This is a genomic window from Priestia sp. HNGD-A6 (genome assembly GCF_045784335.1).
GTDB lineage: Bacteria > Bacillota > Bacilli > Bacillales > Bacillaceae_H > Priestia > Priestia zanthoxyli.
This window is the reverse complement of the sequence record NZ_CP138621.1, coordinates 1,217,985-1,237,556: the sequence shown is the minus strand read 5'-3', so window position 1 is coordinate 1,237,556 and position 19,572 is coordinate 1,217,985. Positions and strand designations below refer to the sequence as shown.

Annotated in this window: 20 protein-coding genes; 14 read left to right on the top strand and 6 right to left on the bottom strand. The window is 37.3% G+C overall.

What is annotated here, in order from left to right; translation table 11 throughout:
* Nucleotides 1–97 precede the first annotated feature (97 nt).
* The gene (locus SCI76_RS06335) at nt 98–334 is read right to left on the bottom strand and encodes a hypothetical protein (protein ID WP_028408115.1); all 237 of its coding nucleotides are present in this window, start codon (nt 332–334) and stop codon (nt 98–100) included.
* Nucleotides 335–500: 166 nt separating this feature from the next.
* On the opposite strand from SCI76_RS06335, the gene SCI76_RS06330 reads away from it, so the two are divergent.
* From SCI76_RS06330 to SCI76_RS06320, 3 genes are all read left to right on the top strand, one after another.
* Nucleotides 501–1,127 (top strand): LysE family transporter, encoded by a 627-nt coding sequence (locus SCI76_RS06330; protein ID WP_338705361.1) that lies wholly within the window; start codon nt 501–503, stop codon nt 1,125–1,127.
* Between the two features lie 127 nt (nt 1,128–1,254).
* The gene (locus tag SCI76_RS06325) at nt 1,255–2,598 is read left to right on the top strand and encodes an amino acid permease (RefSeq protein WP_407545097.1); all 1,344 of its coding nucleotides are present in this window, start codon (nt 1,255–1,257) and stop codon (nt 2,596–2,598) included.
* A gap of 69 nt (nt 2,599–2,667) precedes the next feature.
* Nucleotides 2,668–2,808, top strand: coding sequence for a hypothetical protein (locus tag SCI76_RS06320; protein WP_013082476.1), 141 nt, complete (start codon nt 2,668–2,670; stop codon nt 2,806–2,808).
* Between the two features lie 44 nt (nt 2,809–2,852).
* Here the strand turns inward: SCI76_RS06320 and SCI76_RS06315 are convergent, their stop codons facing one another.
* The gene (locus SCI76_RS06315; RefSeq protein ID WP_013056278.1) at nt 2,853–3,005 is read right to left on the bottom strand and encodes a YpzG family protein; all 153 of its coding nucleotides are present in this window, start codon (nt 3,003–3,005) and stop codon (nt 2,853–2,855) included.
* A gap of 227 nt (nt 3,006–3,232) precedes the next feature.
* Nucleotides 3,233–4,906: a ribonuclease J gene (locus tag SCI76_RS06310; RefSeq protein ID WP_407545096.1), complete on the bottom strand. Its 1,674-nt coding sequence runs from the start codon at nt 4,904–4,906 to the stop codon at nt 3,233–3,235.
* 217 nt (nt 4,907–5,123) lie between these two features.
* Here SCI76_RS06310 and SCI76_RS06305 point away from each other — a divergent pair, with 217 nt between their 5' ends.
* The 4 genes from SCI76_RS06305 (at nt 5,124) to SCI76_RS06290 (ending at nt 7,618) form a co-directional block, all read left to right on the top strand.
* Nucleotides 5,124–5,264 (top strand): hypothetical protein, encoded by a 141-nt coding sequence (locus tag SCI76_RS06305; protein ID WP_013082478.1) that lies wholly within the window; start codon nt 5,124–5,126, stop codon nt 5,262–5,264.
* Nucleotides 5,265–5,331: 67 nt separating this feature from the next.
* Nucleotides 5,332–5,478 carry a hypothetical protein gene (locus SCI76_RS06300; RefSeq protein WP_155017158.1) on the top strand — a complete coding sequence of 49 codons (147 nt, stop codon included), beginning with the start codon at nt 5,332–5,334 and terminating at the stop codon, nt 5,476–5,478.
* Between the two features lie 181 nt (nt 5,479–5,659).
* Nucleotides 5,660–7,246 (top strand): DNA-binding protein, encoded by a 1,587-nt coding sequence (locus tag SCI76_RS06295; RefSeq protein WP_407545095.1) that lies wholly within the window; start codon nt 5,660–5,662, stop codon nt 7,244–7,246.
* A gap of 147 nt (nt 7,247–7,393) precedes the next feature.
* Nucleotides 7,394–7,618, top strand: coding sequence for a hypothetical protein (locus tag SCI76_RS06290; protein ID WP_028413940.1), 225 nt, complete (start codon nt 7,394–7,396; stop codon nt 7,616–7,618).
* Nucleotides 7,619–7,714: 96 nt separating this feature from the next.
* Here SCI76_RS06290 and SCI76_RS06285 read toward each other — a convergent pair whose 3' ends face one another.
* Complete coding sequence (locus SCI76_RS06285; RefSeq protein ID WP_048018558.1) at nt 7,715–8,446, bottom strand: ZIP family metal transporter; 732 nt, start codon at nt 8,444–8,446, stop codon at nt 7,715–7,717.
* A gap of 464 nt (nt 8,447–8,910) precedes the next feature.
* On the opposite strand from SCI76_RS06285, the gene SCI76_RS06280 reads away from it, so the two are divergent.
* The 3 genes from SCI76_RS06280 (at nt 8,911) to SCI76_RS06270 (ending at nt 11,037) form a co-directional block, all read left to right on the top strand.
* Complete coding sequence (locus SCI76_RS06280) at nt 8,911–10,296, top strand: amino acid permease (RefSeq protein ID WP_407545094.1); 1,386 nt, start codon at nt 8,911–8,913, stop codon at nt 10,294–10,296.
* A gap of 156 nt (nt 10,297–10,452) precedes the next feature.
* Nucleotides 10,453–10,674, top strand: a complete 222-nt coding sequence (locus tag SCI76_RS06275; RefSeq protein ID WP_243494398.1) for a hypothetical protein — start codon at nt 10,453–10,455, stop codon at nt 10,672–10,674.
* 162 nt (nt 10,675–10,836) lie between these two features.
* Entirely contained in the window at nt 10,837–11,037 is a 201-nt protein-coding gene (locus SCI76_RS06270) for a hypothetical protein (protein WP_028413937.1), read from the top strand.
* Between the two features lie 89 nt (nt 11,038–11,126).
* On the opposite strand, the gene SCI76_RS06265 is transcribed toward SCI76_RS06270, so the two are convergent.
* Both SCI76_RS06265 and SCI76_RS06260 read right to left on the bottom strand, forming a co-directional pair.
* Nucleotides 11,127–11,336 (bottom strand): alpha/beta-type small acid-soluble spore protein, encoded by a 210-nt coding sequence (locus SCI76_RS06265; protein ID WP_013058452.1) that lies wholly within the window; start codon nt 11,334–11,336, stop codon nt 11,127–11,129.
* A 90-nt stretch (nt 11,337–11,426) separates the two neighbouring features.
* Nucleotides 11,427–12,410, bottom strand: a complete 984-nt coding sequence (locus SCI76_RS06260) for a LacI family DNA-binding transcriptional regulator (RefSeq protein WP_407545093.1) — start codon at nt 12,408–12,410, stop codon at nt 11,427–11,429.
* Between the two features lie 326 nt (nt 12,411–12,736).
* On the opposite strand from SCI76_RS06260, the gene SCI76_RS06255 reads away from it, so the two are divergent.
* The 4 genes from SCI76_RS06255 to SCI76_RS06240 all read left to right on the top strand — a co-directional run bounded on the left by SCI76_RS06255 (nt 12,737) and on the right by SCI76_RS06240 (nt 19,233).
* Entirely contained in the window at nt 12,737–13,978 is a 1,242-nt protein-coding gene (locus SCI76_RS06255; RefSeq protein WP_028413935.1) for an MFS transporter, read from the top strand.
* 21 nt (nt 13,979–13,999) lie between these two features.
* Nucleotides 14,000–15,457, top strand: a complete 1,458-nt coding sequence (locus SCI76_RS06250; protein ID WP_407545241.1) for a glycoside hydrolase family 32 protein — start codon at nt 14,000–14,002, stop codon at nt 15,455–15,457.
* 273 nt (nt 15,458–15,730) lie between these two features.
* Nucleotides 15,731–17,191, top strand: coding sequence for a YdiU family protein (locus SCI76_RS06245; RefSeq protein ID WP_243494400.1), 1,461 nt, complete (start codon nt 15,731–15,733; stop codon nt 17,189–17,191).
* Between the two features lie 590 nt (nt 17,192–17,781).
* The gene (locus SCI76_RS06240) at nt 17,782–19,233 is read left to right on the top strand and encodes a glycoside hydrolase family 68 protein (protein WP_048018562.1); all 1,452 of its coding nucleotides are present in this window, start codon (nt 17,782–17,784) and stop codon (nt 19,231–19,233) included.
* Nucleotides 19,234–19,572: the final 339 nt, after the last annotated feature.

The following is a 19,572-nucleotide window of genomic DNA, read 5'->3' as shown; positions in this document are numbered from 1 at the left end:
GCTGCAGGTGAAGATCAAAAGCTCTACGAACTCAGTGAGTTCGTAGAGCTTTTTTAATTTTTCGTATAAAAGTGAAAAAAGGTTGTTATTACCCTTATTAAAAATTTTGTTGAATAGCCTGCTGCGCTTCTCGTAAATGTCTTAAGTGCTCTTCCATTCGTTTTAATTCTTTATCACTAGACGCCGCTTCTTTTTGTTCATTAATTTGCTGCTGAACGATAGTCAAATGCATTTGAGCATTTTGAAAATTAGCTCCATTCAAATTCATCTGTCCTTGATAAACTGCCTGTTCAGCTAATTGTAATGCTTCTTTAATATGAGTGTATGAATTCATGCTTCTCATCCTTCTGTATAGTATTTACAGTTAACATGCGCTGGTTTTTCGCAGCTATACAAAAGGATTTAGAAATAAAATAAAAATTACGTAGTACAAGCTAAGCAGGCTGCATACATTTATCATAGTTCAATTTATAAAACCTCAGAAGCAGGGAGGGATGCATGTGGGAGCTTTTTTCAGTTATATGTTATTAGGGCTATCGTTAGCCGCACCAATCGGTCCTATCAACGCCGCTCAGCTTGATAAAGGAATTAAAAATGGTTTTTTACATGCTTGGTTCTTAGGGATAGGGGCAACATCGGTTGACGCCCTTTATATGCTTGTAGTTTATTTTGGGTCCGTTCATTTTTTAAGCAGCGATTTTATGAAAACGTTTCTTTTTTCGTTTGGATGCTTTGTATTGATTTATACCGGTATTGAAGGGTTAATGAGCGCAGGGAAAATTACACAGCATCGGAATGCAAAAGGAGATTCGATCGTAAAGTGCTTTTTTTCAGGTTTTTTAATTTCATTAACAAATCCGCTTACTATTCTTTTTTGGCTCGGTATTTATGGCTCTGTTTTAGCCAAAACAGCTAATACATACGAAACAGAACAGCTTATTTTATACAGCTGTGCTATTTTTACAGGGATTTTATGCTGGGATATTGCTATGGCAGCTTTAGCAAGCACTTTTCGTAGGTATTTAGCAGCGACGTTTTTGACTGCAGTTTCCGTTATATCCGGCCTTTCTCTAATAGGATTTGGTATATATTTCGGCTGTCAAGCTGCACAGCAATTCATTATTTAAAAGGAGAGAAAGCAGAATTGAATTTAAAGCGTTTTCTATCTGCTGAAAAATAGTAAAAAGCTGCCTCTTTTTGCGCATAAATTTTTCAAACTATCACACACTACATCGAGGTGTAAGGAGTGATAGTATGAAAAAGAAAATAGGCTGCGGAAGTCAGGTTGAAGGGAAATTAAAATGGTGGCAGCTGTCTTTAATCGGAGTAGGATGCATAATCGGCACAGGCTATTTTTTAGGATCAAGTATTGCAATAAAAGCCACGGGTCCCTCTGTATTAATTGCTTTTTTACTAGCAGCAGTATGTACATTTATTGTATTTGACGCTCTTGCTAAAATGAGTGCTCAAGATCCTCAAAAAGGTTCGTTTCGCTCCTATGCTAAAAAGGCTTATGGAAGATGGGCAGGCTTTAGCAGCGGATGGGTATACTGGAGTTCAGAGATGCTGATCATGGGGAGTCAGCTCACGGCTTTATCTCTTTTTACACGTTTTTGGTTTGACGGTATTCCACTGTGGGTCTTTGCCTCTATTTATGCTGTTTTAGGCATTGCTGTTGTATTAATAGGAACAAAAGGCTTTGAACGAATGGAAAATGTATTTGCTGTCACAAAAGTGGCTGCCATTTTAATGTTTATTGTATTAGCTAGTCTCGCTTTATTTGGATTTTTAGACGAAGGTGCCAAACAAGGGATGCCACGAACGATAAGTGAAGTATTTCCCCACGGGTTTTTAGGTTTATGGGGCGCTTTGCTTTATGCCTTTTATGCTTTCGGCGGAATCGAAGTCATGGGGATCATGACGGTTCGTTTAGAAAAAAAAGAAGACGCACCGAAAGCAGGTAGAAGTATGCTTATTCTCCTTGGAATTATTTATATCGCTTCACTGAGTTTAGCTATTTTAATTGTGCCATTTCATGATTTTCATGGAAATCAAAGTCCATTTATAACGGCTTTAGAAACATACCATCTTCCATTTTTTCCTCATGTTTTTAATGGAGCAATGATTATCGCTGGATTTTCAACAATGTCGGCTTCTTTCTTTTCCGTAACAACAATGATTGTCACTCTTTCAGAAGATGGAGATGCTCCTGCATTGTTTTCAAAGCAAAAAAAGAAAAAGCTGCAGTTTCCTTTACCGGCCTTGCTTTTAACAACGGCAGGATTAATTGTTTCTATTGTTCTTTCCTTGCTATTGCCCGGGAAAATTTATGAGTACATTACAACAGCAGCGGGACTGATGCTGATTTATAACTGGTTCTTTATTTTAATTTCTTTTCATCGCTTAATCAAACAAACCGTTTGGGATAAAGTAAAACAAGCTGTTGGCCTCTTATTAATCCTGCTAGCAGTAAGCGGTACGCTGTTAGAATCTGCAAGCAGACCAGGTTTCTTTGCAAGCTTATGCTTTTTAATTGTTATAAGCCTTGTTATTTTAAAACTGCGCCATAAGTGGAAAGAAGAAGAAGCCGCTACTTAACATATATTTAATCTTTATGAGGGACACTATGCACGTTGTACAATTACAAAATAAAAGGTGGTTATGATCATGCCAAAAAACAAGCAGACTCCTTCTTCACAAGTAGATCAAAAACAAGTAGTAGATGACAAAGCAAAAGCGCTACGAGAAAATAATTATGAAGATGGTCATATTCGCAAGATAACTCAAAGCGGGGCAGACGGCCAATAACAAAAAAAGACGCGTTCGCGTCTTTTTTTTGTTGAAGTGTATCCTTACCAACGATGAGCTTTTGCATTACTTCGCAAGATGATGTTCGTTTGAGACATCTCTGTATGTCCATTTACTTGGGACTTTGAACGCTTCGGTCTCGTCCAGTTGTGGCGGAATAGTTCTGAATGCTGATCTACTTGATTTTTATCATTCATCATAATCACCTCAAGGATAGGATACTTTCACGAGATATTTACGGTGAAATATCTCTCTTATAGAATGGGGTAAAAAAGAAGAAATACACCTAACACTTTTAACCATACATATAAAGGGAGTGCCTATTCATAAACTATAAAGGGCAACTTCTAACTTTGGACTAAGCTTCGGATTTATAAAGTAAAACTGCCTTAGTGGGGACTAAGGCAGTTTTTTAGTTGAGTAATCAAACTTCAATAATGATGGGAAGGATCATAGGTCTTCTTTTGGTTTGGTTATATGAAAATTGACCAAGCGTTGCCTTGATTTCTTTTTTCATAATGCTCCATTGGTGAACATGAGCTTTTTGCAATTGATTTACAATTTTAGTCACTTGTCGATTAACATCTTTCAACAACTGTTCTGAATCTCTTGTATAAACAAAGCCTCGTGAAATGGTATCTGGACCAGACACAATTTTCCCTTCCGCTTTATTCAGAGTAATAACAATAACCAGCATACCATCTTCTGAAAGCTGTTTGCGGTCACGTAAAATCGCGTTCCCAACATCCCCAATGCCAAATCCATCTACATATACATTGCCTGCAGGAATTTTCCTTGTTTGAACAGCTGTTCCGCCCTTGATATCAACAATATCACCGTTATTTATAATAAAAATGTTCTCTTTTTCCACCCCGACGGATTCTGCTAATAAGCTGTGGTGATGAAGCATGCGAAACTCGCCGTGAATCGGGATAAAATACTTTGGCTTCATCAATGTAGCCATTAATTTTAGCTCTTCTTGATAGCCATGTCCTGATACGTGCATACCTGTTGCGCTTCCTGAACCGTAAATCACATGAGCCCCGAGTGTGAAAAGGCTGTCGACAATACGAGAGATATTACGTTCATTACCAGGAATAGGCCCTGCTGATAAAATGACCGTGTCTTCAGGAAGAATTTCTACTTGGCGGTGATTTCCGCTGGCTAATCTAGATAAAGCGGCCATCGGCTCGCCTTGGCTTCCAGTACAGAGAATAGCGACTTGTTCAGGCGCAAGTGAATGTACTTCATAAGGTTCAATTAGCATCCCTTCAGGAATGGTTAAATACCCTTTCTCTAACGCAACTGATACAACGTTAACCATGCTTCTTCCTAGCAGCGCAAGTTTTCTGTTCGTTTTAATCGCTGCATCTACAATTTGCTGTACGCGGTTAACATTTGAGGCGAAAGTAGAAATAATCACTTTTCGCTTTGCTTTACGAAAGGCCTCTTCTACATGTTTGCCAACTAGCTTTTCTGAAGGCGTAAATCCAGGGCGCTCCGCATTCGTGCTTTCTGATATTAAAGCGAGTACACCTTCACTGCCGATTTTCGCCATTTTATGAAGATCTGGATATTGGTCGTTAACAGGAGTTAAATCAAACTTAAAATCCCCGGTATGCACAACAGCTCCTTCAGGCGTATGAAAGACAATTCCAAGACAATCTGGAATGCTGTGATTCGTTTTGAAAAAAGAAAGCGGAATATTGCCTAATGTAATTTCTGACTCTTCGTCGATTTCAATAAGCTCCGTCTCTGCAGATAATTGATGTTCCTGCAGTTTAATGTCGATTAATCCGAGTGTAAGGCTTGTTGCATAAATGGGGAGGCTTAACTGTTTTAAAAGATAAGGAATACCTCCAATATGATCTTCATGACCATGCGTCACAACCAGTGCTCGAACTTTTTCTTGATTCTCTTGCAAGTATGTAATATCAGGTATAATCAAATCAATTCCTAATAAACTTTCGTCAGGAAATTTAGAGCCGCAGTCAATTACAATGATGTCATCATCATATTGAACGGCATACATATTTTTTCCTATTTCATTAATGCCGCCTAAAGCAAAAATGGATAGTGTGTTTCTATTTGTACTCACACTTAGTTCCTCCTATATTTTCAAAATGGATATAGAGAATTTCTACTCTTAGTATGAACATTTATTTCTGGTGCATTCTGTTAAATATGGAAATTTTATTTTTTATTGGATATGGGGATGCAAGTAAAAAGAAAAGAAGGTCATTTTCCTAATACTACCTCTTATTTTCTTTTTATAACTCCATAAAATATAGACGTTACACATGGAGGTGGATGGAATGAGTAAACAAAATAAAAGCAAAAACCAAGGAGTCAGCAGCAGTGCAGCAGCTGTCGATAATGTGAATAAAAGTATTTTATCAAACGATATTCATACAGATGAGCTTCAAAAAGCAAAAGTAAGTCGTCATAATAAGTAAAAGAATGACAGACAAAAGAGCAGCTTTGAGCTGCTCTGAATAAAATAGAGATAGGGAAGTGAAAAACGTGTCAGAACACAAAAATTCTCAGTATAAAGAAGAAAATAAGTCAACGCCTAGTCGTCCTCTTGAATATAAAGAACGGGCGAACGAATCAAAAAGTACACGTCAAATGCTGCGCAGTATTCTCGAATATTCAAGTCGTTATCGTTAACAAATTTTACATATAATCATGGGCATATTTAAAAGGGAATGTCTCGACAAATATAAGGTATAAAGAACCTTTTTTGAAAAAATATATATTATTTACAATAAATTTAAAAAAATCATAAATGAACCTGCTATAATCCTCTTGAAAAGACAAGCGTTGCAAAAATTTGAGGGGAGCATTTTATATGCGGAAAAAATATAATCGCGTAGGTTATGCCGTTTTGACAATGTGTACAGCTTTATCTATCTCACTGCCTTTTACTACTCATCCAGCATCAGCAGAAAGCGCTGCTGACCCTGCACCAGAAATTAAAGCTTCTGTTGTAAATAAAAACAATGGTAAAAAAATCTTGTTTGATAATACCCATGGTCAAACGGCGGGTACAGCAGATTGGGTTATTGACGGAGGTTTTTCTGATTTTGGGAAAGGGCTGGCTGGCAGCGGGTTTGATGTAAAAGAGCTGCGGAAATCTACGCCGATTACATACAGTGACCTTAGCGGCTATAGTGTGTTTGTTGTGCCAGAAGCAAATATTCCGTATAAATCTTCTGAACAAGCTGCCCTTTTACAATATGTTCAGAACGGGGGAAGCGTCTTCTTTATTGCTGATCATTACAATGCAGACCGAAACAAAAACCGCTGGGATTCTTCAGAAGTTTTTAACGGGTACCGTCGTGGAGCATGGACAAACCCAGCAAAAGGCATGACAACGGAAGAAGCAAACTCTGAGGCAATGCAAAACGTAACAAGTTCTGACTGGTTAGCAAGTAACTTTGGTGTTCGCTTTCGCTATAATGCCATTGGTGATGTGACAGCCAATGATATTGTATCTCCTTCTCAAGCGTTCGGTATTACGCTAGGTGTTTCCACCGTTGCTATGCATGCAGGTTCTACGGTTGCAATTACGGACCCAAACAAAGCAAAAGGAATTGTGTATCTTCCTAAGACAACGGCAAAATGGTCAAATGCTGTAGATCAAGGAGTGTATAACGGAGGGGGAAGAGCAGAAGGTCCTTTTGCTGCTGTTTCAAAAGTAGGGGCAGGTAAAGCTGCTTTTATAGGAGATTCTTCACCGGTTGAAGATGCTACACCAAAATATAAACGAGAAGATACAGGATCTTCTAAAACCACATATGACGGATTTAAGGAACAAGACGATTCTACACTGCTTGTAAATATGGTCAATTGGTTAGCGAAGCAAGAAAGCTATATTTCTTTGAATCAAGTATCAGGACTTCAATTGGATCAAGCTACAGCATTACTTTCGTCGGAAACGCCAAGTCAGTCCACTGAGCCTCAGCCAGAACCATGGTCAGCACCTACAGCAGGGTATAAATGGTACGATACGTCAACTTTTGCATCTGGTTCATATGGTTATAAAGGTGGAACTACGCAACCATCAACTGCTAGTGCTTACACATTTGAACATCAAGCCATTTTACCAACGAGCGGCGTATTCCAAATACGCGTAAAGGTAAGCGGGCTTTCAGCTAACACTGCGTACAGCACGTTTAATCTAGGTGTATATAACGGATCGGGAACTCAAATTGCTAAAGTCCAAAACGCAGATGGAAGCTGGCCGTCATCCTATGGATACAGCAGCAATTTTTCAATTACAACGGACGCAGCTGGAAATGGAGAAAAGGTTGTAAATGTCCAACTAAATCCGAGTGCAGCGGGGAGTGCTAATCTCCGTTTACGCCAAAGCAGTACGAACGCATATACAGAAGTTGTAACGGTAGGGAACGTAGCGGTTGAACCACTGCCTTAATAATAGTGAAAGCAAGCACTTGTGCTTGCTTTTTTGTTGTTGTATTTCCTATCTTTGAGGTTAAAGAAACGTCAGAGGAGAGGCTTATCCATAAAGGAGAAATATGATATCTTAGAAGAAAGAATGAAGTAAAAGGAGTCAGCTAATATGTCTAAATATAAAGAATTAGAGACAGGTTATCTAATGGATAAAATTAAAGAATACAAAGAATTAATTTGGAGAGTAGGGCCAGGAAGTGAAAGAACAATAGAAGCTGTTCAAGAGATTCAAGGAATGGAAAAAGAGTTAAAAGCACGGGATGCGGAATTTGAAGCTACGGATTGGAAAGCTTTTACTCAGGAAATAAGAGAGAACTACGATTTTATTTATTAAGAAGACACATTTATCATAATGTGCTTGAGATAAATATCTCCAAGTAGAAGGCTTTCTGTTTTCTACTTGGAAACGATAAAAGTAGTATGAAGACGATTAAGAAAAATGATCCAGTATCAATGAAGCAAGTAATCCAAGTGCAGCAATCAATCCTGTAATAGAACCTCCTTCTTCATAGGCCTCTGGCATCATTGTAGAACCTACCATAGCAATAATACCACCGCCGGCAAAAGCAGCAATAGCAGCCATAAGTGTCTCAGATGCATGATCTAAAAAAACAAAGCCTGTCCATGAACTAAAAGCTGAAATGAACAAAACAGCTGCCCATAGTAAAAAAATTTTCCTCTTAGAGAATCCGCTTTTTACTAGACCGGTCGTACTGGACAGTCCTTCGGGAATATTACTTATAAAAATAGCGATAACAAGAAGCCAGCTAACGGTTGCATTTTCAATTAAGCTAGCTCCAATCATAATGGACTCTGGGATTGCATCCATGACGGTTCCTATAAATATAGCAATTCCAGAACTATTCGCGGCCATTTGTTTTGTAGACCTCTTTCTTTTATTCGCTCCTTGACGTGAAATTAGATAGTCTAAAAAAGTAAAAACGACAGCCCCCGCAAGGAACCCAAGAGAAGTAGCTTTTAACCCGCCGCTATGAACGGAGTCTCCAAGCAACTCATAGGTAGATGCTCCAATTAATACACCCGTCCCAAAAGCCATAATATAACCAATTATCTTTTTGCCGATAGGCAAAAAAACTGCTGCCAAAGCACCAAGAAGGACAGCTGATCCTGAAATTCCGCCCCACATCGCAGCTTGCCACATGAAAAATCCCTCCTCATCTCTATTTTCTATGGATACTTTCCCTAAGAAAAGAAAGAAAAAACGTAAAAGTAGAAAAAAGGAATTTATTCGATTAAGTAATGGTTTTATTTCGTTATCCTTGAGAAAGAGAGTGTTCCAGCATCCAAGCTGAGACTATATTTATTTTAATATTCATAAAATTTTAATTATAATGAAATAAAAAACTATTTTACGAAGATGACTGATTTGACAGAGGTAAATGGTTTACTTAAGTGTTTTTCTGAAAAAAACAATTGTATTTCTGAGGAAAATTCATTATTATAAAATAAGTAATTATACAGTCGAATAGCTAAAAATAGAAAAAATAGTTTAGTTGTAAAGGTACTAGGTAAAAATGGAATGATTTAAAAACGACAGCTGTTCCATCAGACACAAAAAGTATCTTTCCTAACAGAGCTATAACAAGTTTAGGAGGAGGAAATGGAATGGCAGACAAAGAGTTAAAAAGAGGCTTAGAATCTCGTCACATTCAAATGATCGCGCTTGGTGGAACAATTGGCGTTGGATTATTTATGGGATCAGCAAGTACGATTCAATGGACAGGTCCATCGGTATTGCTTGCTTACGCAATCTGCGGAATGTTTATTTTCTTTATTATGCGTGCTATGGGCGAAATGCTGTACATGGAACCAAGCACAGGTTCATTCGCTACATTTGGCCACAAATATATTCATCCATTAGCAGGTTATATGGCTGCATGGAGTAACTGGTTTCAATTTGTAATCGTAGGGATGTCCGAAATTATAGCGGTAGGAGCATATATGCATTACTGGTTCCCTCATTTACCAGCTTGGGTGCCTGGTATTATCGCCATGTTGATTTTAGGCACAGCAAACTTAGTTTCAGTGAAATCATTTGGAGAGTTTGAATTTTGGTTTGCGATGATTAAAATTGTAACAATTATTTTAATGATTATCGCGGGACTTGGATTAATTTTCTTTGGATTTGGAAATGATGGAGACGCAATTGGGTTATCAAATCTTTGGGCACACGGAGGCTTCTTTGCAGGCGGATGGTCAGGCTTTTTCTTCGCGCTATCTCTTGTTATTGCAGCTTATCAAGGAGTCGAGCTAATTGGGATTACAGCTGGTGAAGCAAAGGATCCTAAAAAAACGTTAACAAGCGCGATTCAAAGCATCATCTGGCGTATTTTAATTTTTTATATTGGAGCTATTTTCGTCATCGTGACGGTATATCCTTGGAATGAGTTAGATTCTTTAGGAAGTCCATTTGTATCTACATTTGCTAAAGTTGGTGTTACGGCAGCTGCAGGTATCATTAACTTTGTAGTCATTACGGCAGCGATGTCAGGCTGTAATAGCGGAATCTTTAGTGCAGGACGCATGCTTTATACGCTCGGTGTAAACGGTCAAGCACCTAAATTCTTTACAAAAATTTCTCGCAACGGCGTTCCAATTTACAGTACGCTCGCTGTTATGATTGGATTAGTAATTGGTGTTATTTTAAACTACATCGCTCCACCTAATGTGTTTGTTTATGTATACAGTGCTAGCGTGCTTCCTGGAATGATTCCTTGGTTCATTATTCTTATCAGCCAAATTCGTTTCCGTAAAGCTAAAGGTGCTGAAATGGATAGTCATCCTTTCAAAATGCCTTTTGCGCCTGTAACGAACTATATAACCATTGCTTTTCTACTAATGGTGCTTGTAGGCATGTGGTTTAATGATGAAACGCGTATTTCACTTATTGTAGGGGTTATTTTCCTCGCTCTCGTTGTCATTAGTTTTTACGCATTCGGAATAAATAAACGTATGATACCTGATACAGAGAACGGTCAAATAAAGAAATAAATATGCTTTTTCATAATCGAAAAGCAAAACAAAAAAACGGCTGATAAAAGCCGTTTTTTTGTTTTGCTTAAATAAAAGACATAAGAAAAAATGTCATTGTGTAGTGATCGTTTGGATAAACTATATTCGTTCATATAACGTAAAGGAGCGAATGTTATGAGAAGTCACAGATATACGATCAAAGATTCACTAAAAGCTGATGAGGTTGCCAAAGATTTGGAACTGCAGCTAGACATAAACCGAATGTCGGATGTCAGAATTCTTTCGGTAAATGCACAAAACGAAATACTCGTTCAAATGCAGGAGGAGAACGAGGAAGCAGAAGATGTTATTGATGTATTTATGAAAGAGTATAAAACAGAAGAAATTATTAAATAGCACGTAATTGAGAAGAATATTGAGTGGTTTTGTTGAATAAATAAAAAGAAAACACCTTTATTTTTTATTGAAAAAGAAACGGACGTAAGAAAACTTCTTGTTTATCAAGAAGTTTCTTTTGTATCTGAACATTAGTTTGTATACGCAGGTAGGGGAGAGGTGATGAAGGTGAAAAAAATTGGTGAAGGTCACGTCTTTTTTATTATTCTCGGAGGCCTGTTTATTTTAATAGGCACACTCTTTGCAAATACTTCTGTTTATTTTCTCATCTCCGGATGGATAGCAGCTGTCTGTTGTTTAGGAATCAGTGCTGTACTAAAGAAAGGAAAAACAAAATCAGTCAGTAAAGAAGATGAGCAATAATAATTTTTATATAAAGATGGAAATTAAATATATGAAAAGGAAGAATGGATATCCATTCTTCCTTAAGTCATGGTGTGTATGAAATTGTCTTAGAAACGTCCGCCGCCAAGTTGTTGCTCAGCTAATTGTACAAGACGTTTTGTGATTTCGCCGCCTACTGATCCGTTTGCACGTGCAGTAGTGTCAGCTCCTAAATTTACTCCGAACTCGCTAGCGATTTCATATTTCATTTGATCGATTGCTTGTTCAGCTCCGTATACTAATAATTCATTATTATTGCTGCTTTTATTGTTTGCCATTGTATTCAACTCCTTTCTGTAACGTTAAGGTGTGAATAAAGGAAGAAGAATATGCAACAAACTGATATTTATTTTATAAAAAACATATTTTTACGTCGTTTGCCCTTCTAGAAGCTTAACAGGAAGACAGATTTCACGGGGGACATTACTAAATTCTCCTTCAATTTCTTTTAGTAAAATATCAATGGCTGTTTGAGCAATCGATTCGATTGGCTGTTGAATTGTAGTTAGGCCAGGTAACAAAGTCTTACTGGCTTCTGTTCCATCATAGCCCACGATTTTTAAATCTTTTGGGATACATTTTCCTCTTTTTTGTGCTTCAGCAACTACTAAAGCTGCAAGTAAGTCATCGCTTGCAAAAATACCATCTACTTCCGGATGTTCTTCAAAAACCTTAGAAATAGTTTCTCGCTGAATGTTGCGGTCAAAGGTATTTGAAATCTCATACGTGATAGGCTGTTTTCCGTACTGTTTCATCACGTTTTCATATGCTTTCCTTCTTAAGTTAGCTGGAGTTTCAAGTTTAAGGGGACCGTTAATATGAATAATATGCTTACAATCTTTTGAAATAAGCAATTCCGTGGCTTGTTCTCCTCCAGAATAGCTATCAGAAGATACGGTTGGAATATCTTTGGATAAATAATGATCGACTGCTACTACAGGAAGGCTTTGACTTTCGGAATCAAAAATACCTCTATTATAAGTAACGGCAATAACCCCGTCTACCTGATTTCTGATAAGCATTTCTACATATTTTTTTTCTTTATCAATGCGATTCAGACTGTTACAAAGAAGTACTTTGTAGTTAAGGGAAGCACATATACTTTCAATATGAAAGGCTAACTCTCCGAAAAAAGGGTTGCTCGTTTGCGGGACAATCATCCCGATTAAATTTGTTCGCTTATTAAATAATGATCGCGCAATATCATTTGGGAAATAATTAATTTCTTTCATTGCTTTATAAACATTTTCTCGCGTTTCTTTGCTTATGTAACCACGGTTATTTAATACACGAGAAACTGTAGTTGGTGAAACACCTGCAATTTTTGCTACATCACTAATTTTGGCTTTCATCTAGTTTCCTCCTAATTTCTCCAAAACCTTGCTTTTATAGTATATATCTGCTGTGGAAAAGCCTTAAAATAAATGCAATCAAGCGAGCAGCTTTCCAGTCGCTACGTTTTATTTTGATAAATAAAAATCTATGTAAGGATTGTAAACGGTTTATTGAACAACTTAAACATACCACAAAGCCCACTTTTACGCCTAATACAAGCTTTTTGCAATATAAAATGTGAAACCGGTTGACATATGAAACCGGTTGACATAAAATCAAGTTGAAAGTGCTTTCATTTTGTTAGATAAAAGATTTTATATCTTAAGCTAAAGGGGTAACTAAAATGAAAAGTTCAAAAAGTTTATATTGGAAGCTGAGTGCATATTTTTTCTTCTTCTTTTTTACGTGGTCGTCGAGCTACTCTTTATTTTCTATCTGGTTAGGGCAAGAGATTAAGTTGAACGGATCAGCTACAGGCTTAATCTTTTCTGTAAACGCTATCTTTGCATTGTGTATGCAGCCTTTGTACGGATATATATCTGACAGGATAGGTTTAAAGAAACACATTTTATTTTTTATTAGCTGTCTTTTAGTGTTTGTAGGACCATTTTATATTTTTGTTTATGGGCCCTTACTTCAATACAATGTGTTGATAGGAGCTATTATTGGAGGCTTATATTTAGGAGTAGCGTTTTTGGCGGGCATCGGAGCGATTGAAACATACATAGAGAAAGTCAGCCGAAAATATAAATTTGAGTACGGGAAATCTAGAATGTGGGGGTCATTAGGCTGGGCTGCAGCTACATTCTTTGCAGGACAACTATTTAACATTAATCCTCATATTAATTTTTGGGTGGCATCCGTTTCAGCGGTTATCCTAGTGGCTATTATTTTTTCTGTGAAGGTAGAAATGAGCAGCTATGAAATGGAAAAAGCTGAATCCGTCACGCTGAGAGATGTAGGTAATTTATTCTTATTGAAGGAATTTTGGTTTTTTATGATTTATGTTGTTGGCGTTACGTGCGTGTATGGGGTATACGATCAGCAATTTCCTATCTATTACGCATCTTTGTTTCCTACTGAATCGATAGGTAATCAAGTATTTGGCTACTTAAATTCGTTTCAAGTGTTTTTAGAAGCCGGAATGATGTTCGCAGCACCGTTTATTGTAAATAAGATCGGTGCAAAAAATAGTTTGATTTTAGCAGGATTTCTAATGGGATTTCGTATTATTGGGTCAGGACTTGTGGTTGGTCCAATTGGAATATCTTCGATGAAGCTTATTCATGCATTAGAACTTCCTATTATGCTCATTGCCATCTTTAAATATTTGGCAGCTAACTTTGACACGCGCCTATCTTCTATCCTTTATTTGGTTGGATTCCAATTCGCTTCACAAATAGGTGCTTCAGTTCTTTCACCCATAGCGGGAGGATTATATGATAGCGTAGGCTTTTCCCGTACCTATTTAATTATGGGAGGTATGGTTTTGGTATTTAACGTTATTTCCATGTTTACACTACTAAACTCTAAAAAACATAAGTTTATAAGAAAAGATGTACAAGAAAACACGCAGATTATATAGGGGGATATGATGATGTTAACGATAAATAAAATCGAGCAAGCTCAACGTTCATTAAATGAAGCAGAGAAAAAGGTAAATCATCAATATCGGTTAGGGTATCATATTATGGCGCCAGCGAACTGGATTAATGATCCGAATGGGTTGGTTCAGTATAAAGGAGAATATCATGTTTTTTATCAACATCATCCTTATGACGAGAATTGGGGACCGATGCATTGGGGACATGTCAAAAGCAAAGATCTTGTTCATTGGCAGCATTTACCGATTACTTTAGCTCCTGGAGATACATTTGATAAAGATGGATGTTTTTCTGGAAGTGCCGTGGATAACCAAGGAGAGCTTACGCTAATTTATACAGGACATAATTATATAGACAAAGAGCTGGATACTTTTTTTCAAAACCAAAATATAGCTGTTAGTAAAGACGGCATTACCTTTGAAAAAGTAGAGGTCAACCCAGTTATTGCGGAGCCGCCGGCAGATAGTTCTCATCATTTTCGAGACCCTAAAGTATGGAAGTACGAGGATTTCTGGTATATGATTCTAGGAAACTCAACAAAGAAACAAGAGGGACGCGTTATTTTATACCGGTCTTCAAATTTACGAAAATGGGAATATGTTGGCGTCCTTGCTAAAAGCGATGGAGATCTAGGATATATGTGGGAGTGTCCGGACTTCTTTGAGTTAGACGGAAAGCATGTGTTAATGATTTCTCCTCAAGGGATAGAAACAAAAGGTGATTCCTATCACAACCTTTTCCAAACAGGATATTTAGTTGGAGAATATAGTTATGAAACCAATACCTTTCATCATGGGTCATTTACTGAATTAGATCACGGCCACGATTTTTATGCTGTTCAAACGCTTTTAGATGATAAAGGAAGACGAATTGCAATCGGGTGGATGGACATGTGGGAAGCTAATATGCCAACGAAAGAGGATGGATGGTGCGGTGCGCTAACGCTTCCGAGAGAACTAACTTTAAGAGAGGATAAAGTGTTAATGAACCCCGTCCAAGAGCTGACATCACTTCGGAAAACTCAATATAATATGCTAACCAATAAAGCTCTTTCTGAAAGCTATGTAGTAGAAGTAAATGAAGATTTGCTAGAGATAAAAGCTGTATTTGATTTAGCGGACTGCCAAGCTTCATCAGTAGGAATAAAAATTTGTGGAATAAACAATGAAGAAACGCTTATGTGTTATAACCTTAATGAGCAAAAGCTAGTGCTTGACTGTACTCACTCGGGAAAAGAAGATGGAGTGAGGAAAGTAGCGTTGCAAGCAGGTGAGACACTAGCTTTACGAATATTTGTGGATCGTTCTTCCATCGAAGTATTTGCAAACGAAGGACAAGCTACCATGACAAGCCGCATTTATCCAAAAGAAAGCAGGCTTGGAATTGAGTTATTTACTGAAGGAGGAGACGTAATCGTAAAAGAGTTAACATATTGGAATTTAAAAGATATTTGGGGGTAAAATACAGAGGAAGAAGTATATTAATACTTCTTCTTTTTTGAGCATTTAATAGCTCGTCAACAAAGTGGCGGTATATAAATGGATAAGGAACTTTAGATTAAAAGTACGAGCAAATACGATATAATAGTAAAAGAGATAATGAATGAAAGAGAAACTGTCCTGCTCTAAGATGCCCAAAAGAAAGCAGGATAGAGCAGGGCTGCTGCACTTATAAAACCACGATCAGTAAAGAAAAGAGTTATGTTTTAAGACACAAGAAGAAAAGGAGATACGATGACTAATCAAAAAGAAACAGGATGGAATTTACGTAATAGCTATGCGGAGTTACCAAACATTTTTTTTACGCCTCTTGATCCTAATCCAGTGAGTTCACCTAAAATAGTCAAATTTAACGACTCTTTAGCCGCATCTCTAGGGTTACAAAAAGAACAGCTGCAAAGCCAAGAAGGAGTTAGCATTTTGGCAGGAAACAGTGTTCCAAAAGGTGCTTTCCCACTTGCACAGGCTTATGCAGGACATCAATTTGGCCACTTTAACATGCTAGGAGACGGACGGGCTATGCTGATAGGGGAGCAAGTTACGCCTTCGGGTGAACGAGTGGATCTTCAGCTTAAAGGCTCAGGCCGAACTCCGTATTCCCGGGGTGGAGACGGTCGTGCAGCTCTTGGACCTATGCTGCGTGAGTATATAATTAGTGAGGCGATGCAGGCCCTAGGTATTCCGACTACTCGGAGCCTGGCAGTCGTAACAACAGGCGAATCCATTGTTCGCGAAAAAGAACTGCCAGGGGCGATTTTGACGCGTGTAGCTTCCAGTCACCTTCGTTTTGGCACATTTCAATTTGCTGCAAAATGGGGAACAGTCGAAAACCTTCAAGCTTTAGCTGACTATGCATTAGAACGTCACTTTTCCCACATAGAAAAGAATGAAAAAAAATATTTATCATTTCTTCAAGAAGTGATTAAGCGTCACGCTACCCTAGTTGCTAAATGGCAGCTTATTGGTTTTATTCATGGCGTCATGAATACGGATAATATGACAATTAGCGGAGAAACAATTGATTATGGGCCATGTGCATTTATGGATACCTATGATCCAGAAACTGTATTTAGTTCAATTGATGTACAAGGGCGCTATGCATATCAAAATCAACCGGGCATTACAGGGTGGAATCTTGCGAGGTTTGCTGAAGCTTTATTACCTCTGTTGGATCAAGATATAGAAAAAGCAGTTGAAATAGCACAAAACGCCGTGACGGAATTTCCAAAACTCTATCGAGAAAACTGGCTGGCGGGTATGCAGGCTAAACTTGGACTTTTTAACGAAGAAAAAGAAGATGAAGCATTATTCCAAGAGCTTCTTACCATGATGAAAACCTATAAAGCTGACTATACAAATACATTCCGTGCATTAACTTTCAATAAGCTAGGAAAGAGTGACCTGTTTGAAAGCGAAGAATTTGCACAGTGGCAGGAGTTATGGCAGAAAAGACTAGGCAGACAAAAACAATCTAAAGCAGAGTCGGAAGAGCTTATGAAACATAACAATCCCGCTGTCATTCCTCGAAATCACCGAGTAGAAGCAGCGCTAGATGCAGCACAAAAAGGAGACTACAGCGTTATGGAAGATCTTCTAGAAGTGCTTTCTAGCCCATATGAATCGCCGGATCAGTCAGAGTATTGTACACCGTCTGCTCCGTCTAATCAGCCTTATCAAACGTACTGCGGCACTTGATTTATTTAGATAAGAACAGCTATTTAAAGACAGCATAAATGAAATCAAAAAGAGCTCTTTATAAAGAGCTCTTTTTGATTTTCTGAAAAATGTATGATTGATTAATTGAAATGATAGCGATTCCTTGGGAAGAGCTGCATAAAATTTAACAGTATAAAAGAATCAAAATAAAAAGAGATTACCTAATTCTTTTGTCTCTTATTATTACCAGTAGAAACTATTATATAATAAATTATTCCACTATTTCACAAAAAATACATTAACGATATTTTCTTGAAGCTTGGGTACTTTAACAGCTGTAGAAAAGCTTATAAAAGGATAGTAGGTTAAATATGATGATGAATTTGCCGATTTAATTAAAAAGTTAAAGATTTAAGACTTTATAACTAAATTAAAAAAACAAAGGGATAAAAAAGGGTATGATCACTCCATTTTACCTATTTGACTTTTCAATATTATGCAAGTAATCTTGGAAAGGTAATGGAACCGGTTCTGTTATTTCACCAGATGGATATGACTTCTCGATACATAGAAAATGGATCACTTGTGAGTAACACAAGAAAAAGTATGATACAAAAGGGAGAAAACAGATGAACATTAAGAAAATCGCAAAGCAAACAACAGCATTATCTTTTGCTGCAGCTATGTTAGTAGGTGCTGGATCTCAAACATGGGCAGCTGAAAGCAATCATAAAGATACAAATAATAATTATAGAGTTTCTCATATTACACGTGATAACATGCTGAAAATTCCTCAGCAGCAAAAAAGCGAACAGTTTAAAGTTCCAGCTTTTGATAAAGCAACAATTAAAAATATTGCCTCTGCAAAAGGGTATGATAAATCAGGTAATTTAATTGACTTAGACGTATGGGACAGCTGGCCTCTGCAAAATGCTGACGGAACAGTAGCCAACTACCATGGTTACCAAGTTGTATTTGCACTAGCAGGCAATCCTAAAGATGCGGATGATACATCTATTTATGTGTTTTATAAAAAAATAGGTGAAGAGTCGATTGACAGTTGGAAAAATGCAGGAAGAGTGTTCAAAGACAGTGATAAATTTGTACCGAATGACCCTCATTTGAAAAAACAAACACAAGAATGGTCAGGATCTGCTACTTTAACATCAGACGGAAAAGTACGCTTATTCTATACTAATTTTTCAGGTACAAACTATGGAAAACAAACTTTAACAACAGCTCAAGTAAATGTATCTCAGCCAAGTGCAGATACGTTAAAAATTGAAGGTGTTGAAGATCATAAATCCATTTTTGATGGTGATGGTAAAAAATATCAAAATATTCAGCAGTTTATCGACGAAGGCGCATATGGTTCAGAAGATAATCATACGTTGAGAGATCCTCACTATGTAGAAGATAAAGGGCATAAATACCTTGTGTTTGAAGCAAACACAGGAACTGAAGATGGTTATCAAGGGGAGGATTCTCTTTACAATCGAGCTTACTACGGTGGAAACAATCCATTTTTCCAATCAGAAAAAGAGAAATTACTGCAGAGTTCTAATAAAAAGAAAGCCTCTTTAGCAAACGGCGCATTAGGCATTGTAGAACTAAATAACGACTATACCTTAAAAAAAGTAATGGATCCATTGATTACCTCAAACACGGTAACAGATGAAATTGAACGCGCAAATGTATTCAAAAAAGATGGAAAATGGTACTTATTCACAGATTCTCGCGGGTCTAAAATGACCATTGATGGTATCGGCCAAGATGACGTATATATGCTAGGATACGTATCAAATACGCTGACAGGAAAATACAAACCGCTAAATGATACAGGACTTGTTTTACATATGAACCTCGATCCTAATGACAAAACGTTCACGTATTCACATTTTGCAGTTCCGCAAGTTAAAGGAGACAATGTCGTGATTACAAGTTACATGACAAACAGAGGCTTCTATTCAGAGGAACACTCTACGTTTGCTCCTAGCTTCTTGTTAAGTATTAAAGGATCAAAAACAACTGTTGTGAAAAATAGTATTTTACAACAAGGACAATTAACTGCAGATAAATAATTTTTAAAAACGAAAGAGAATGGCGACAACTGCTGCTGTTTTCTTTCGTTTTATTATGTAAGCAAAAATATGCTGTAACTGCAGTGCTAAGTAAAATGAAAAAGTAGTATATACAGATTCACAGTTATTCAAAGAAAATGAAACATTCAGACAGACTATAACTTTAAGAATGAAACCGGTTGACATGCAAGGTTGACTAACTTAATATATTTACATATAATGGCTTGAAACGCTTTCATAGATTAGTATGACATGATGGTACTTATAGGTGAAATAACTTGTAGTAGTAGGGAATGTCTCATTTCTTTGAAAGAGAAACTTCCGATCGTGAACTGAAAA

Bases quoted from the DNA above. Each gene is read 5' to 3' on its own strand.
- SCI76_RS06335 (WP_028408115.1), bottom strand. From the start codon at position 334: ATGAATTCATACACTCATATTAAAGAAGCATTACAATTAGCTGAACAG.
- SCI76_RS06325 (WP_407545097.1), top strand. From the start codon at position 1,255: ATGAAAAAGAAAATAGGCTGCGGAAGTCAGGTTGAAGGGAAATTAAAA.
- SCI76_RS06320 (WP_013082476.1), top strand. From the start codon at position 2,668: ATGCCAAAAAACAAGCAGACTCCTTCTTCACAAGTAGATCAAAAACAA.
- SCI76_RS06315 (WP_013056278.1), bottom strand. From the start codon at position 3,005: ATGAATGATAAAAATCAAGTAGATCAGCATTCAGAACTATTCCGCCAC.
- SCI76_RS06305 (WP_013082478.1), top strand. From the start codon at position 5,124: ATGAGTAAACAAAATAAAAGCAAAAACCAAGGAGTCAGCAGCAGTGCA.
- SCI76_RS06295 (WP_407545095.1), top strand. From the start codon at position 5,660: ATGCGGAAAAAATATAATCGCGTAGGTTATGCCGTTTTGACAATGTGT.
- SCI76_RS06290 (WP_028413940.1), top strand. From the start codon at position 7,394: ATGTCTAAATATAAAGAATTAGAGACAGGTTATCTAATGGATAAAATT.
- SCI76_RS06285 (WP_048018558.1), bottom strand. From the start codon at position 8,446: ATGTGGCAAGCTGCGATGTGGGGCGGAATTTCAGGATCAGCTGTCCTT.
- SCI76_RS06280 (WP_407545094.1), top strand. From the start codon at position 8,911: ATGGCAGACAAAGAGTTAAAAAGAGGCTTAGAATCTCGTCACATTCAA.
- SCI76_RS06275 (WP_243494398.1), top strand. From the start codon at position 10,453: ATGAGAAGTCACAGATATACGATCAAAGATTCACTAAAAGCTGATGAG.
- SCI76_RS06270 (WP_028413937.1), top strand. From the start codon at position 10,837: ATGAAGGTGAAAAAAATTGGTGAAGGTCACGTCTTTTTTATTATTCTC.
- SCI76_RS06265 (WP_013058452.1), bottom strand. From the start codon at position 11,336: ATGGCAAACAATAAAAGCAGCAATAATAATGAATTATTAGTATACGGA.
- SCI76_RS06260 (WP_407545093.1), bottom strand. From the start codon at position 12,410: ATGAAAGCCAAAATTAGTGATGTAGCAAAAATTGCAGGTGTTTCACCA.
- SCI76_RS06255 (WP_028413935.1), top strand. From the start codon at position 12,737: ATGAAAAGTTCAAAAAGTTTATATTGGAAGCTGAGTGCATATTTTTTC.
- SCI76_RS06245 (WP_243494400.1), top strand. From the start codon at position 15,731: ATGACTAATCAAAAAGAAACAGGATGGAATTTACGTAATAGCTATGCG.
- SCI76_RS06240 (WP_048018562.1), top strand. From the start codon at position 17,782: ATGAACATTAAGAAAATCGCAAAGCAAACAACAGCATTATCTTTTGCT.